This window comes from Candidatus Centipeda massiliensis, assembly GCF_900290285.1.
Classification (GTDB): domain Bacteria; phylum Bacillota; class Negativicutes; order Selenomonadales; family Selenomonadaceae; genus Centipeda; species Centipeda massiliensis.
The window spans coordinates 881,614-895,505 of the sequence record NZ_LT985754.1 but is presented as its reverse complement, the minus strand read 5'-3'; the positions used below and the strand labels follow the sequence as shown (position 1 = coordinate 895,505).

General features: G+C 56.4%; 18 protein-coding genes. All 18 read right to left on the bottom strand.

The window, feature by feature from the left end:
• Window positions 1-50: 50 nt before the first annotated feature.
• A complete protein-coding gene (gene flhB / locus C8273_RS04425; RefSeq protein ID WP_106626559.1) occupies window positions 51-1,172 on the bottom strand; it encodes a flagellar biosynthesis protein FlhB in 1,122 nt (373 codons plus the stop codon).
• On the bottom strand, window positions 1,135-1,917 hold the full coding sequence (gene fliR / locus C8273_RS04420; RefSeq protein ID WP_106626558.1) for a flagellar biosynthetic protein FliR: 783 nt from the start codon (window positions 1,915-1,917) through the stop codon (window positions 1,135-1,137). The genes flhB and fliR overlap by 38 nt, the downstream gene beginning before the upstream one ends.
• A gap of 15 nt (window positions 1,918-1,932) precedes the next feature.
• Entirely contained in the window at window positions 1,933-2,202 is a 270-nt protein-coding gene (fliQ, locus tag C8273_RS04415) for a flagellar biosynthesis protein FliQ (protein WP_106626557.1), read from the bottom strand.
• Between the two features lie 15 nt (window positions 2,203-2,217).
• A complete protein-coding gene (fliP, locus tag C8273_RS04410; RefSeq protein ID WP_106626556.1) occupies window positions 2,218-2,970 on the bottom strand; it encodes a flagellar type III secretion system pore protein FliP in 753 nt (250 codons plus the stop codon).
• A gap of 29 nt (window positions 2,971-2,999) precedes the next feature.
• Window positions 3,000-3,512 carry a FliO/MopB family protein gene (locus tag C8273_RS04405; protein WP_106626555.1) on the bottom strand — a complete coding sequence of 171 codons (513 nt, stop codon included), beginning with the start codon at window positions 3,510-3,512 and terminating at the stop codon, window positions 3,000-3,002.
• A complete protein-coding gene (locus C8273_RS04400; RefSeq protein ID WP_006307432.1) occupies window positions 3,512-3,874 on the bottom strand; it encodes a response regulator in 363 nt (120 codons plus the stop codon). The genes C8273_RS04405 and C8273_RS04400 overlap by 1 nt, the downstream gene beginning before the upstream one ends.
• Before the next feature lie 157 nt (window positions 3,875-4,031).
• The gene (fliY, locus tag C8273_RS04395) at window positions 4,032-5,216 is read right to left on the bottom strand and encodes a flagellar motor switch phosphatase FliY (RefSeq protein WP_106626554.1); all 1,185 of its coding nucleotides are present in this window, start codon (window positions 5,214-5,216) and stop codon (window positions 4,032-4,034) included.
• Window positions 5,209-6,210 (bottom strand): flagellar motor switch protein FliM, encoded by a 1,002-nt coding sequence (gene fliM, locus C8273_RS04390; RefSeq protein ID WP_106626553.1) that lies wholly within the window; start codon window positions 6,208-6,210, stop codon window positions 5,209-5,211. Before fliM ends, fliY begins: the two co-directional genes overlap by 8 nt.
• Window positions 6,211-6,249: 39 nt before the next feature.
• Entirely contained in the window at window positions 6,250-6,771 is a 522-nt protein-coding gene (locus tag C8273_RS04385; RefSeq protein WP_106626552.1) for a flagellar basal body-associated FliL family protein, read from the bottom strand.
• A gap of 120 nt (window positions 6,772-6,891) precedes the next feature.
• Window positions 6,892-7,092 (bottom strand): flagellar FlbD family protein, encoded by a 201-nt coding sequence (locus tag C8273_RS04380; RefSeq protein WP_106626551.1) that lies wholly within the window; start codon window positions 7,090-7,092, stop codon window positions 6,892-6,894.
• A gap of 136 nt (window positions 7,093-7,228) precedes the next feature.
• Window positions 7,229-7,960, bottom strand: a complete 732-nt coding sequence (gene recO, locus C8273_RS04375; RefSeq protein ID WP_106626550.1) for a DNA repair protein RecO — start codon at window positions 7,958-7,960, stop codon at window positions 7,229-7,231.
• Entirely contained in the window at window positions 7,961-8,635 is a 675-nt protein-coding gene (locus C8273_RS04370) for a DUF502 domain-containing protein (RefSeq protein WP_407695402.1), read from the bottom strand.
• Between the two features lie 13 nt (window positions 8,636-8,648).
• Window positions 8,649-9,545, bottom strand: a complete 897-nt coding sequence (gene era, locus C8273_RS04365) for a GTPase Era (protein WP_106626549.1) — start codon at window positions 9,543-9,545, stop codon at window positions 8,649-8,651.
• The gene (gene ybeY / locus C8273_RS04360) at window positions 9,542-10,003 is read right to left on the bottom strand and encodes an rRNA maturation RNase YbeY (protein ID WP_106626548.1); all 462 of its coding nucleotides are present in this window, start codon (window positions 10,001-10,003) and stop codon (window positions 9,542-9,544) included. The genes era and ybeY overlap by 4 nt, the downstream gene beginning before the upstream one ends.
• Window positions 9,993-10,976, bottom strand: coding sequence for a PhoH family protein (locus C8273_RS04355; RefSeq protein ID WP_106626547.1), 984 nt, complete (start codon window positions 10,974-10,976; stop codon window positions 9,993-9,995). The genes ybeY and C8273_RS04355 overlap by 11 nt, the downstream gene beginning before the upstream one ends.
• 14 nt (window positions 10,977-10,990) lie before the next feature.
• Window positions 10,991-11,620: a peptidase C39 gene (locus tag C8273_RS04350; RefSeq protein WP_106626546.1), complete on the bottom strand. Its 630-nt coding sequence runs from the start codon at window positions 11,618-11,620 to the stop codon at window positions 10,991-10,993.
• The gene (locus C8273_RS04345) at window positions 11,617-12,522 is read right to left on the bottom strand and encodes a DMT family transporter (protein WP_106626545.1); all 906 of its coding nucleotides are present in this window, start codon (window positions 12,520-12,522) and stop codon (window positions 11,617-11,619) included. Before C8273_RS04345 ends, C8273_RS04350 begins: the two co-directional genes overlap by 4 nt.
• Window positions 12,523-13,875 carry a phosphoglucosamine mutase gene (gene glmM / locus C8273_RS04340; RefSeq protein ID WP_106626544.1) on the bottom strand — a complete coding sequence of 451 codons (1,353 nt, stop codon included), beginning with the start codon at window positions 13,873-13,875 and terminating at the stop codon, window positions 12,523-12,525. It abuts the gene before it with no gap.
• Window positions 13,876-13,892: the final 17 nt, after the last annotated feature.

The window sequence follows — 13,892 nt, the reverse complement described above, 5'->3', positions numbered from 1 at the left end:
ATACCAAATATGGTTTTACGTCAAATATTAAATAAGACTTTTGTCGCACATCATGCTCCACGCCGTGCGTGTTTCAGGCGGTAAACATACGCGAGCACCTCGGCAACTGCCTGATAGAGCTCCTGCGGCACCGCATCCCCAACCTGAACGGCGGCATAGAGTGTCCGCGCAAGCGGCTTGTTTTCGACGATGGGCACGCGAGCCTCTCGTCCGATCTCCTTGATGCGCTGGGCAACAAGATCCTGCCCCTTCGCGATGACAGTCGGGGCAACCATCCCCTGCTCATAGGAGAGTGCAACGGCGTAGTGCGTCGGGTTTGTAATGATGACATCCGCCTTGGGAACTTCCTTCATCATGCGTGCCATTGCCATCTGGCGCTGCTTCTGTCGAATCTTCCCCTTGATCTGGGGATCGCCCTCCGTCTGCTTCATCTCATCCTTGACTTCCTGCTTCGACATCTTGAGATCCTGCGTCGTCTGCCATTTCTGATAGCCATAGTCCAAGAACGCCATAATCATAATGACGCCAATGACGATGAACGACATCTGGAAGATGATCTCGGCAACAAGGGCAAGGCTCGTCGTCAGATCAAAGAACATGAACTGCGGCATCGCAAGAATCTGTTCGTGAATGAAACGATAAAGGAAAAACCCAATCACGATAATCTTAAAGAAGGATTTCGCCAGCTCTACGAGGGATCGCTTGGAAAAGATGCGGCCAAACCCGTTGATGGGATTCAGCTTGTCAAGCTTGAACTCAATCGACTCCGTGTTGATGTTGAGTCCCACTTGGAAGAAGTTGACCGCGAGCCCGATGAGCATGATGAAAATCATGATGGGAAAGGCGGTCTTCGCAAGCACAAGGACAATGCTGATGAAAATGCGGAGAATATTCTCCGTGTCAACGGTCTGGTTCAGATTCGTGAACACGTACGTCGTGTAGGTTGCAATCGAAACATAGATCGAATCCCACAGAAGCTTGAGCGCAAAGAAGCCAACCAGCAGGACGAACGCACTGTTGACCTCCTGGCTGCGTCCAACCTGACCTTTCTTGCGCGCATCAGCGCGCTTTTTTGCTGTTGGTTCCTCTGTCTTTTCCCCCGCGAAACGCTGGAGGTCAAAGACGAACCCGCACCTATTGGAGGGCGCGTACCGCAAGTGATATATTTCCATACATTTCATTGAATAGCACATCCAGGAACAAGACATAGAACGGAATGATCATCGACAGTACAGTAATGCCGATCATCAGCTGCATGGGAATGCCGACGACGAAGATGTTCATCTGCGGCATCGTGCGCGCAAGGATGCCGAGTCCCACGTTCGTGAGCAGAATGGCAAAGGTGATCGGCATGGCAATCTTCATGCCCGTAAGGAAGATGGTGCCCGTAAAATTGGCGAACATGAGCGCAATCGAGATGTTCGGTTCCATGCCCGCGAGCGGGACCACGCGAAAGCTTTCCACAAGGGCGGAGAGAATCAGGTGATGCCCATTGATAACGAGCAGAATGATTACCGCCAGATTATAAAGAAAACTTCCGATGAGCGGTATTTGCTGACCGGAAGTCGGATCCACAACATTGACAATGGCAAAGCCCACCTGCATATCCATAACCTTACCAGCCATCGTGATGGCGGCAAAGGAGATGTATGCCACAAATCCGATCAGCCAGCCAATGAAGAGTTCTCCAATCGCAGCAACAGCAAACATAATAATCGTCTCAGGTGGTGCCACCGCTCCTAGTCCATCAATCACGGGAAAGAGCACCACCGTCATCGCAAGAGCCAATGCCATGCGAAAGTACGGCGGAATGTTCATGCTGCCGAAGAACGGTGAAACGAGAAAGATCCCGCTGATCCGTGTGAGTGTCAGCAGAAACGCCGCGATATGCCCTTGCAGCAGTTCATACAAATCCATGTACTGCCGCCCCTTTCAGCGCAGATAACTCGGCAGGTTGACGAATACATTGGTCACGTATTCGACCATGATGCGCAGCATCCATGGCCCAAAGATCAGGATGGCGACAAAGACGGCAATGATCTTCGGGATGAACGCGAGCGTCTGCTCTTGAATGGATGTGGTTGCCTGAAAGACCGCCACCAAAAGACCGACAATAAGCCCCAGTCCCAGCATCGGAGCAGAGACCAGAAGCACGATAAAGAGTGCCTCCTGGGCGAGCTGAATGACCAAATCTCCGGACATCGCACGCCTCCCACGCTAACGAAAACTCATAATGAGCGACTGGATCAAGAGATGCCACCCATCGACCATAACAAACAAGAGAATCTTGAATGGCAATGAGATCATCACCGGCGGCAGCATCATCATACCCATCGACATGAGCGTACTCGCGACAATCATGTCGATGACAATGAACGGAATGTAGATCATGAACCCGATCTGAAACGCCGTCTTGAGTTCACTGATGATGAATGCCGGTATGAGCGTAAAGGTCGACACATCCTCAGGTCCCTCCGGCCGCGGTGCCTCCGAAAGGTTGACAAAGAGCGCGAGATCGGACTCACGCGTCTGACGGAACATGAACTCACGCATGGGATCGACGACGTTCTCAAGTGCCTGCTCCTGCGAGATCTGTCCTGCAAGATAGGGCTGTATGCCGTTCTCGTTCGCCTGTCCCCAATAGGGAGCCATGATGTAAAACGACAGGAACAGCGACAGCGCTATGACAATCTGATTCGGCGGGACATTCTGTGTCGAGAGTGCATTGCGCAAGAATCCAAGGACAACCACAATGCGGACAAAAGAGGTTGTCATAACGAGAATTGCAGGAGCCAACGAAATGACCGTCAGCACGGCGAGAAGCTGCATGCTTGTCGCCACTTCCTGCGGATTCTCCGATGCCCCTACACCAACGCTGACGGTCGGGATCAGGGGAGCCGCCCCTGCATGTCCCATACCCATCAGCAGGAGGAGCGCCGCACTCCCCAATACAAGCCATTTGCGCTCCAACCCTGTCCCCCCATTTCTCCTTGCCACCATCACTTGCGGAAAAGCGGTGGTATTTTTTGAACAAAATCCGACAGAGATCCAAACTGATCCTGAAAGACACCGCCCTCGGCGGGTGCCGATGCACGAATCTCCGCGACGGTTTCCGGATCATCGATCTCCGCGATCAACCGAATATTGGCATCCGTGACGCCAAGGACAAAGACGCGTCCATAGAGTTCCACGACGCAGACCGAGCGGTTCGGCCCCATCGGAAGCTGTAGATAGATCTGCCCCCCACGTGCCGCGAGCGAACGCATGGAGCTTTTGCCAAATGCACGTGCTGCGAAATAGGCAAGGATAACAACAAATGCAAAAACAGCAAAAAGGCTGACCATGTATGCGACCGTCGACCACCATGACACGGCCGACGGGCGCGGGTCAGCCTCTTCGTATCCGGCCAAATATCCGCTGCCCGTCTCACCCGCAGCGAATACATCCCCAGTACACACTGTGTAGAGGATGTATCCGAGCAGCAAGGACAGAGAAAATATCCGTTTGTTCATCAGCCGACGGCTTTACGGATGGCCTCCAGAACGCGATCCGCCTGGAACGGCTTCACGATGAAGTCGCGTGCGCCCGCCTGAATTGCCTCAATAACCATCGCCTGCTGTCCCATGGCACTGCACATGACGACCTTCGCCGCAGGATCGACCTTCTTGATTTCCTTGACCGCTGTAATGCCATCCATCTCCGGCATCGTGATATCCATGGTCACGAGATCGGGCTTGAGTTCCTGATACTTCTCAAGAGCCTTCATACCGTTTTCAGCTTCACCGACAATTTCATAGCCGTTCTTTGACAGGATGTCCTTCACCATCATTCGCATAAATGCTGCATCGTCAACAATCAGAACGCGAGTTGCCATTTTCTCATCTCTCCTTAATCCGATAGAACATCCCTATTCGAAAGGGCACCAAAACAGCACATATCACAATGCGCTTTTTCGTTACTCATTATAACGAAAAGTGCCGCCCGTGACAAGGATTTTCTACACCACACCAAAAAGATCCATATTCCTTCCACTACTGGAGGCGTGCAGCGCGCTCCAGCGGGCTGACAATCTCCGTAATGCGAACGCCGAAGTTCTCGTCGATGACGACGACCTCGCCCTTCGCCAAATACTTACCATTGACCATGATGTCCACGGGCTCACCGGCAAGCTTATCCAACTCCACGATGGATCCCTTCGTCAGATCGAGAATGTCCTTGATCGACTTCTTCGTCCGACCGAGTTCAACGTTCACCTGAAGTGGTACATCGAGAATGAGCCCGATATTGGCATCATTCACCTGCACTGGCACAGAACTCAGCGGCGTAAACTGCGCCGACTGTACCGGTACATTAGAGGCTACATGTGGCTGCATAGGCTGTGCTCCATATCCATAGTTTGCGGGTGCAGCAGCTGCTGCGGCAGGAGCCGCCGGCGGCGGTGCTGCTGCGGGGGCTGCGGCGGGCGGCGGCGGTGCAGCGGCAGCTGCCACCGCCTCTTCCTCGTTGTCGACATCCGGCTGCTGATTCATCAGAGCGTCGACCATTTCCTTCGCGACATCAACCGGCAGAAGCTGCATGATCTCACTGTCAATGAGGCCATCTACCTCCATGCGGAACGATGCCTGAATGATCGGATCGACCTTATCGAGCAGTTTGGATACAACTTCCTCCGTCCCAAGATCAACGAGCGTGACCACGGGCGGGGTGATGTCCACCTTCTTGTTAAACATCGACGAGAGCGAGGTTGCGACGCTGCCCATCATCTGGTTCATGCACTCGCTGACCGCACTCATGTGGAGTTCGCTCAGTTCCTGATCCGGATTGGTGCCATCATTGCCCATCATCAGGTCGGCAATGATCGCAGCATCCTTTGCCTGAATGCACAGGACGTTATTGCCTTCGATTCCGATGCTGTATCCCACCTCAACCACGAGGAACGGCACAGGATACTTTTCCTTAAGTGCCTTGAGGTTGGATACCGAAACGGTCGGCGTCGTGATTGACACCTTGCGTCCCAGAAGGACGGACAGCGTTGTCGCGGCACCGCCCATCGAGATATTCCCGATCTCCCCGAGCGCATCGCGCTCGAGATCTGTAATACCGGCATCATCGTCAGAAGGCGAGTCGGCTGCGGCATCATCTGCAGGCGGTTCACTCGTCGCTCCACCGTTCAGGAGGGCATCGATCTCCTCCTGCGAGATCATATCATCACTCATTCGCGTCGTCATCTCCTTCTATAATGCCGGATATTTGCACAGCCATGCGCTTGCCGGAAGTACCCGGGCGCGCGCGGAATTTTGCATTTGAGCCGACGTAGCATACGAGTTCATCCTGCGTCAGTGTGTCGAGCTGCAGCACGTCACCAAAGCCGAGCGTGAGGAACTCATTGATCGTAATATCAACGGAGCCAAGATCCACCTTAAACGGCACCTGCGTCCGCTCGATCTTGCGTTGCAGTTCAGCCACCTGTTCGGGCGTACTTTCCTTATCAGCAGAGGCTGCCACCCAGAACGATGTGGTGAGTTTCGACATGACCGGCTCAAGTACCAGATAGGGGATGCAGATGTTCATCATCCCGTCAACATCGCCGATCTTCATGTGGATCGTGATGAGGACAACCATATCACTGGGCGGAACAAGCTGCGCAAACTGCGGGTTCGTTTCCATCGTCTCAAAGTTCGGACGGAACTCGATCACGTTGCTCCACGCTTCCCTGAAATAATTGGTGACCGTATCAATGAAGCGACGCATAACCGCTGTCTCGATATCCGTCAGCGCCCGCGACTTGACGCCGGGTTTTCCCTCCCCGCCAAAGACGCGGTCGATGTAGGCAAATGCCAGATCTGTACCGATCTCCATGACAATATTGCCCTTGAGCGGCGGCAATCCGAGGATGCCGATGACCGACGGATTCCCCATCGACTGAACGAATTCCTGATAGGTCATCTGCTCGACCGACATCACCTCGATGTCGACCATCGTGCGCAGACTCGCCGAGAGATACGTATTTACGAGACGCGAAAAGCTCTCATGGAGCATGAAGAGCGTGCGGATCTGATCCTTGGAGAATCTATCCGGCCGCTTGAAGTCATAGTTCTTGACCTTGCGCTCCTCTTCTTCCGCCTTGACTTCCTCGGCGGAAACCGAGCCATCCGAAAGAGCCGAAAGCAGCTTATCTATTTCGGATTGAGACAGTACGTCCTCAGCCAAGACTCTTCCCCCTTCCCACTATGCAGTGATTCATACTTCTTACTGCAGCAGGAAGCTCGTGATGTAAACATCATAAACAGAGCCCTGACCCAGACGATCATTGAGCGCGTCCTTCAGCTGCTTCTTGAGTACATCCTGCTTGGATGCGTCAAAATCCTCGAGTGGTGCCGCACGCAGGAACTGCATCGTCGTATCGAGGATCTTCGTCTCCGCAACGGAACCGACCTTGCCGTCCACGACATTGTCGGACTTGCCGGGATTCAGCTCAAGGACAACGCCTGCCTTGAGAAACTTCCCAGAGCGTCCGCCGCCAACGTTGACGAGGATGCCTTCCTTCGGATCGCCGAGCTTGTAGAATACGCCCGGGTCATGATTCGCCTTGCCCCCGCCGCCATCCTCCGCGTGCGAAGGTGACTCCGCCTGCGAGAAGATGTAGTACGAGATACCGCCGGCTGCTGCCACTGCAACGAGAACCGCCACCACGACCACGACCACCATCATGAGCATGGGCGATTTCTGCTTTGGCTGCTCTGTCGCCTGTTCTTCCTTTTCCTCCGCCATGAGTTAATTCCCTCCCTAAAAACAACCACGAAGCCGCAGCGGCTCCACATCCGGGCACTCCCTTGCCGCGTGGAGAAACACCGTTCTCCCCATTATACCAAAGGAATGGAAATTCGCCAACTAATTTTGATAAAGTGCGCGGCGATACTTGATTGTGCGGCGCACAATCTCCTCCATCGGCTCCTCGACAATCAGCTTTTTCCCGTTGGTCAGTGTTACTACGGTGTCCGGTGTCTCCTCAATGCTCTCGATGATCTCTGCATTGAGAACGAACTCCCCGCGTTTGTTTGTCTTGGAGTTGAACTTCGTCAGCATGATCATGACAGGCTTCCCCTCCATTCTCTTTCAGTCTATGGACGCACAGCAAAATGACATAGAAATCATTACTTGATATACTTTCGCCGTCATCCTCACTTTTCCTTTTTTTTTAGGACTATTTTTTCATAGCTCCTTAAAATTATGTCAGCTGTGACAAAAAAGCCAAGGAACGCAAGGGATGACCAACGAGTTCCTGCACATGGGAGAGGACGAGAGATTCCGCCGCCATGAGTGTTCCGCCGCGCACCTGCAGTGGCGCAGGGTGCGCCCAGTCAAGCCCCTCAAGTCCAACGAGCAGAACGCGCAGCTCCTCGGAAAAGAAGGTCGCCCCCTCTGTGCGGCAGTTCGCACAAAGTGCTCCACCCTCACGCACATGAAAAAAAGCATCTCCCGTAATCTGAGTGCCGCAGTGAAGGCAGCGCTCATAGCTCTGCCCGAGTCCTGCCGCCGCAAGCGTCTGCAGAACGGCTGCAAGTGCCGTCACACGCGGATTGCGCGTTTCAAATGCCGTCAAAATCTGCGTGAGCCGGTCAAAGAACGCCTCATCTGCAATCCCCTCGGGCATAAATTCACGAATCACCTCCGACACGAAGGTCGCGTATGCAAGTGCGGTGAGATCCAGCGAGAGCCTTGCGTGATGGGCGCGCACGGCGGCAGTTTTAACCGTTTCGAGGCGTCCGCCCGCGGCGAATTGGAATTCGGCATGCACAAACATCTGCATCGCCCCCGCCAGCGGGCTGCGCGGGCGGCGGCAGCCAAACGCAGCGGCGCGCAGAAGACCGCGATCCCGTGTGAAGATCGTCACGACCTTGTCTGCTTCCCCCCAGTTCTTCGCACCGAGTACAATGCCCTCTGCCGCATAGAGTGCCATCTACGCCTCCGTCTCCGTCGCCCCTTCTGCAGAGGAGGACTTATGCGTATTTTTTGCAGCGTTTTTTTCCCTTACTGAGGCAAGCGGCATCACAGCACCTGCGGTCAGCATATACTGGAGCGCCTCCTCCTTGGGAACGTCAATCGTCACGGCGTCCTCCTCCTTGACGAGAAGCGTCGTGCCCGAGGTCATATTGAGGCTCCACGGGATGAATACGCAGACATAGCCGCCTCCCATCGCCTCCTGAAAGCGCGGCGGCAGATCCGCCATAACGAAGCCGAGCGCACGCCCGCCTTGATAGGGCACATGAACGACGCTCTTGAAGTTGCTGCTCGAATCCAGCACCGCCTCCGAGAGCCGCTTGACGCTCGTGTAGATGAACTTCACGAACGGGATCGTCCCGATCAGCGTCTCCCCGAGCGAAATGATCTTTGCGAGCGCCCAGTTCGTCGATGCCCAGCCTACGACGTAGATCACGAGAACGAGCGTGATGATGCCCATGCCCGGGAAATAAAATGGGAGATACTGTCCGAGTACCCCCTCGGTGAAGCGCAGCGTCCACTCAATGACAAACAATGTGATAACAACGGGCACGAGGACGAGCAGCCCGTTGACAAAGCGGCGTGACATACGATTAAGCTCCCGCTGATACATCCGATCAAACGTCGGTGTCATGACCGCCGTTTCTTCAATCGGTTTCATAAAAGCCAAACTCCCGCAGGGCATTTGCCCGGTTGCGCCAATCCCTGCGCGTCTTTACCCAGAGATCGAGATAGACCTTTGCCCCGAGCAGCGTTTCCACATCGGTGCGAGCTTGCTGCCCGATCGTTCTGAGGAGTGCTCCGTGCGCACCGATCACAATCCCCTTCTGCGACTCGCGCTCCACGTAGATCACCGCACGGATGTATACATCGCCCTTCGGACGCGCTGTCATCTCCTCGATATCAACGGCGACGGCATGCGGAATCTCATCGCGCGTCAGCGCGAGTACTTTCTCGCGTACAAGTTCGGCAACGATCAGCCGTTCCGGCTGATCTGTCACCATATCCGCAGGATAGTACTGCGGTCCCTCGGGCAGATGTGCTTTGATCTCCGCGAGAAGCCCCTCAAGATTTTCTCCCTCACGCGCCGAAATCGGCACAATACCCGCAAAGTCATACGCCTTCGCGTAGTTTGCGAGGATGGGCAATACCTGTTCGCGCGCGATGCAGTCCACCTTGTTCACGGCGAGCAAAACAGGCACGCGGACATGCTCAAGCTGTTTTAGGATGTACTGCTCGCCCGCCCCCATCTTCTCCGTCACATCCACGACAAAGACAACGACATCAACGCCGTGCAGCGCCCCCTCCGTCGCCTTTGCCATATAGTCGCCGAGCTTGTGCTTCGGCTTGTGCACCCCCGGCGTATCGAGGAAGATGATCTGCGCGTCCTCCTCCGTCAGGATGCAGAGGATGCGGCTGCGCGTTGTCTGCGGCTTGTCACTCATAATCGCGATCTTCTGCCCGATGAGCGCGTTGATCAGGGTGGATTTGCCGACATTCGGCCGTCCGATCACGGCGGCGAATCCGGATTTATGTGTACTCATCGTGTGATTCCCAGCTCCTCCATGACATGACGCTGCTCCTCTTCCATCTCCAGCCGCTCCGTCTCCTCGATATGATCGTATCCAAGGAGGTGCAGCATGCCGTGCACTGCGAGAAAGGAGAGTTCACGCAGTTGTGTGTGCCCGTACTCCTTCGCCTGCGCCTCCACACGTTCCAGCGAGATGACAAGATCACCGAGCACCTCGCCCGTCTCCGCTCCGATGACCTCCGGCTCCTCACTCTCCGCAAGAGCGAAGGACAGAACATCGGTCGGGCGATCCACCCCACGGTAGTCACGGTTGAGTACGTGGATATGTGCATCGTCCGTCAGCGTTACACTCACCTCCGCCTCCTCCACCCCATAGAGGCGCCCGACCGTCAAAATCGCACGTCGAACCGCCGCCATCGCTTCCTCGGGCACGGGCAGCGTCTCCGGCTCACACCGAATCTCAATCTCCATGATGCACACGCTCCCGCTTCTTTTCCCATGCGCCATAAGCCTCGACGATGCGCGTCACGACCTCGTGTCGGATGATGTCAACCGGCTCAAGGCGCACGATGCCGACCCCCTTGATGCCCCGCAGGATCTGACACGCCTGCTTGAGTCCTGACACGGTGCCGCGCGGCAGATCGATCTGCTCAAGATCCCCCGTCACCACCATGCGTGAGCCAAAGCCAAGGCGCGTGAGGAACATCTTCATCTGCGCCCCCGTCGTATTCTGTGCCTCATCGAGAATGATGAACGCATCTTCAAGTGTGCGTCCACGGATGTAGGCAAGCGGTGCCACCTCGATCAGCTGACGGCTCATCATCTTCTGATACCCCTCCGCCCCGAGGATGTCCTGCAGGGCGTCGTAGAGCGGCCGCAGATAGGGATTGATCTTCTCCGTCAGATCACCGGGCAAAAAGCCGAGGTGCTCCCCCGCCTCTACGGCAGGACGCGTGAGTATGATGCGGCTGACCTCACGATTCCTGAGCGCCGCAACCGCCATGACGACTGCAAGGTAAGTCTTGCCCGTACCCGCAGGACCAACGCCAAGCGTCACCGCATTCCGCCGAATCTTTGCGAGGTAGTCCCGCTGACCGAGCGTTTTCGCGCGGATCTCCTTGCCCTTCGCCGTTACGAGCAGCACTTCTGCAAAGAGCCCATGCAGCTCCTCCACCTGCCCCGTTCGCACGAGCTGCGCTCCGTAGCGCACCTCATGCGTCGTCAGATTCGCCCCCTGCCGCCGGTAGAAGAGGAGTTCCTGTACAAGCGTGCGCACGGCAGCGACATCCGCTTCCGCCCCCGTCACTACGAGCGCATTCCCCCGGCTCACCATGCGGCAGGGAAACACCTCCTGCATCGCCACTAGGAGTGTGTCGCGGTCTCCGAGAATCGCGTACGCCTCCTGTGCATCCCTGAACTCAATCGTATCCGTCGTCTCCTGCAAGGACAAACCTCCCATCAAATAAAATATTCGATCGTATCATCCGCCGTCTTGCGCGACCGCTCATCAAAGAGCAGAACCGCCTCGCGGCTGTCCACCGTACCAAAGGCATAGAGTTCCTGCGTTTCACGGTTGAAACAGTCAAACGGTACGATGCGATTATAGCTGTGCGGATGGTCGAGCGTAACCACGATCCGTTCGCGCATGAATTCCGGCTCCGCCTGCGTGAGATAATAGGGATCAAAGAGATAAATATGTTCCGCTGTCGCCCCTGTGAGGAGGGCGTAGTGCTCGACCTCGTAGAAAAGTCGCACGACCGCCACCCCGCCGCGCACAAGCGCATCGTTGATGTAGCTGTGCGCACCGATGTGCACTGCGCGCCCTGCGATATACTGACAGCTGAGAGGAAATTTGGTCGCGCGCGAAAAACCTTCCAACCAGTTCGCGAGGTACATCATCGCCATGCGGGACGTTCCCGCCTTGCACGCCGTCCCATCCCCTCCGTAGCAGTCGAGCGTGTAGAGCATGACGCTGCGGATGATCTCGGGCGGTACCTCCCGTCGCGGAAAGAGATAGCTCACCGCGTTGAGCAGCGCCGTCGGCCCGCAGTCGTACTCAGACATCTGATAGCGCAAGGGTATCTTCATGTGTGCCCCCATTTCCGCAGGACATTCGGTGTCAGAATCGCAGCAATGACGAGTACAATCCCCAAAACCTGCATGGTGACAAAGTGGGTATCAAAGATCAGCCATGCAAGGACGACGCTTGCCACCGGCTCGATCGTCGCCGTAATCGCCGTCTCCTCCGAGGAGAGCCAACGCAGCCCCAAGTTGAAGGCGAAAAAGGCGACAATCGTGCCGAGTCCGATGATGACAAAGAGATCCAGCCACGTCCCCGCTGTAAAAAATGTGCAAACATCCACAATCGCATGGGTGAGCGGCAAGAGCGAAATGGCGCCGATCAGCATGCAGACGGCGAGCAGAAAGAAGCGGTCAAAGAGCCGCAGCAGACGAACCGGGTAGATCATCGCAAAGGTAAAGGTCGCAGCCGAAATCAGGCTCCACACAATGCACGCCATTGGCACGGAGAGTCGTCCGAGGTCGCCGCCCGTCACGAGCAGAAACACCCCCGCTACGGCAACAATGACCGTCCCCGCCTCCACCACCGACGGCAGACGCCGATCGCGCACGGAAAAGTAGAGAATCATCATCGCTGGACTTGTGTAGCTAATGACCGTAGTCGCAGCGGCATCCCCCTCCGCAATCCCCATAAAATAGGTGAATTGGACGAGCATAATGCCTATGGTGCCATGAATCGCCAGCTGCGCAAGGATGCGTGGATTGCGGCGCACCGCACGCACACCGCGCCGCAGTCCTCCGCTCCACCATGCAAGCAGGAAAAAAAGACCACTGGAAAGAAAGAGCCGCACCTGCGTGAGCTCAATCGGAACGTGATCGGACTGCGTATAGAAATGCTGCGCCGCCGTTCCGCTTGCCGCCCACAGCGTTCCTGCAAGAAGCACAAGCAGCACGGCGGAAACGTGTGACATTTACGCTTCTCCCTGTTCCCGTCGCACAACCTCCACGATTGCGCCGCAGACCTCCTCAAGCTGTGCCTGATCGCAGCCCTCCGCCATGACGCGGATGAGCGGCTCCGTGCCCGAGGGGCGGACGAGGACACGCCCTTCACTTCCGAGCACGCGCTCGCCCTCAGCGATTGCCGTGCGGATCGCTGCATTTTCTTCCCAGCCCGCCTTTGTCTTCACGCGCACATTGACGAGCAGCTGCGGATAGGTCGTCATCATGGCGTTCAGCTCCGATGCCTTCTTGCCGCTGCGCGTGAGTGCTGAGAGCACCTGCAGTGCTGTAATGAGGCCATCTCCCGTCGTCGCGTGCTCTGCAAAGATGATGTGCCCGGACTGCTCACCACCGATGGCATAGCCGTTGCGGCGCATGGACTCAAGTACATAGCGGTCACCGACCGCCGTCACCTCGACACGCCCGCCGAGCTGCGCGATTGCCTTGTGGAAGCCGATGTTTGCCATCACCGTCGTCACAACTGTCTTGTGCGGCAGACGCCCCGCACGGATCATCTCAGCGGCGCACGCCACAAGGATATGGTCACCGTCGATCAGCTCGCCCCGCTCATCCAGGCAGAGGCAGCGATCCGCATCTCCATCGTGCGCGATGCCGATATCCGCTCCGCGTTCGAGCACCGTGCGGCGCAGCGATTCCAGATGGGTCGAGCCGCAGCCGTCGTTGATGTTCACGCCGCTGGGCAGCGCATGGATCACCTTGACCTCGGCACCGAGGCGGCGCAGCACCTTCGGCATTGCCTCATAGGCGGCGCCGTTCGCACAGTCAAGTACGATCCTCATGCCGTCGAACCGCTCCGTGCAGGTACTCACCACGTAGTCGACATACTGGTTGAGAAGATCGTCGCGGTACTCCACGATCCCAATCGACTTGCCCGTCGGACGCGCCGCATCATCGTTGGTCTGCAGACGGTGCACGAGCTCCTCGAGTTCATCCTCCACCGCATCCGGAAGTTTGTAACCGTCGCCGCCAAAGAACTTGATCCCATTATCCGGAAACGGATTGTGTGAGGCGGATATCACAATCCCGGCCTGTGCCTTGTGTTCACGCGTGAGATAGGCAATCGCGGGTGTCGGAACAATGCCCGCAATGAGCGCAAGCCCGCCCGCAGAGCAAATCCCCGCCGTCAGCGCCGCCTCGAACATCTCTCCCGAGATCCGCGTGTCGCGCCCGATCAGAATACGCGGGCGCACATCTACCTGTGCACCAAAATAGAGTGTTGCCGCACGTCCGAGATGATACGCCAGCTCCGGCGTCAGCTCCGTATTTGCCTCGCCGCGCACGCCATCCGTTCCAAAAAGTCTCACTCTGAACAGCCCCCTAT

Bases quoted from the DNA above. Each gene is read 5' to 3' on its own strand.
- flhB (WP_106626559.1), bottom strand. From the start codon at position 1,172: ATGGAAATATATCACTTGCGGTACGCGCCCTCCAATAGGTGCGGGTTC.
- fliR (WP_106626558.1), bottom strand. From the start codon at position 1,917: ATGGATTTGTATGAACTGCTGCAAGGGCATATCGCGGCGTTTCTGCTG.
- fliQ (WP_106626557.1), bottom strand. From the start codon at position 2,202: ATGTCCGGAGATTTGGTCATTCAGCTCGCCCAGGAGGCACTCTTTATC.
- C8273_RS04405 (WP_106626555.1), bottom strand. From the start codon at position 3,512: ATGAACAAACGGATATTTTCTCTGTCCTTGCTGCTCGGATACATCCTC.
- C8273_RS04400 (WP_006307432.1), bottom strand. From the start codon at position 3,874: ATGGCAACTCGCGTTCTGATTGTTGACGATGCAGCATTTATGCGAATG.
- fliY (WP_106626554.1), bottom strand. From the start codon at position 5,216: ATGAGTGATGATATGATCTCGCAGGAGGAGATCGATGCCCTCCTGAAC.
- C8273_RS04385 (WP_106626552.1), bottom strand. From the start codon at position 6,771: ATGGCGGAGGAAAAGGAAGAACAGGCGACAGAGCAGCCAAAGCAGAAA.
- C8273_RS04380 (WP_106626551.1), bottom strand. From the start codon at position 7,092: ATGATCATGCTGACGAAGTTCAACTCCAAGACAAACAAACGCGGGGAG.
- recO (WP_106626550.1), bottom strand. From the start codon at position 7,960: ATGGCACTCTATGCGGCAGAGGGCATTGTACTCGGTGCGAAGAACTGG.
- C8273_RS04370 (WP_407695402.1), bottom strand. From the start codon at position 8,635: ATGACACCGACGTTTGATCGGATGTATCAGCGGGAGCTTAATCGTATG.
- era (WP_106626549.1), bottom strand. From the start codon at position 9,545: ATGAGTACACATAAATCCGGATTCGCCGCCGTGATCGGACGGCCGAAT.
- ybeY (WP_106626548.1), bottom strand. From the start codon at position 10,003: ATGGAGATTGAGATTCGGTGTGAGCCGGAGACGCTGCCCGTGCCCGAG.
- C8273_RS04350 (WP_106626546.1), bottom strand. From the start codon at position 11,620: ATGAAGATACCCTTGCGCTATCAGATGTCTGAGTACGACTGCGGGCCG.
- C8273_RS04345 (WP_106626545.1), bottom strand. From the start codon at position 12,522: ATGTCACACGTTTCCGCCGTGCTGCTTGTGCTTCTTGCAGGAACGCTG.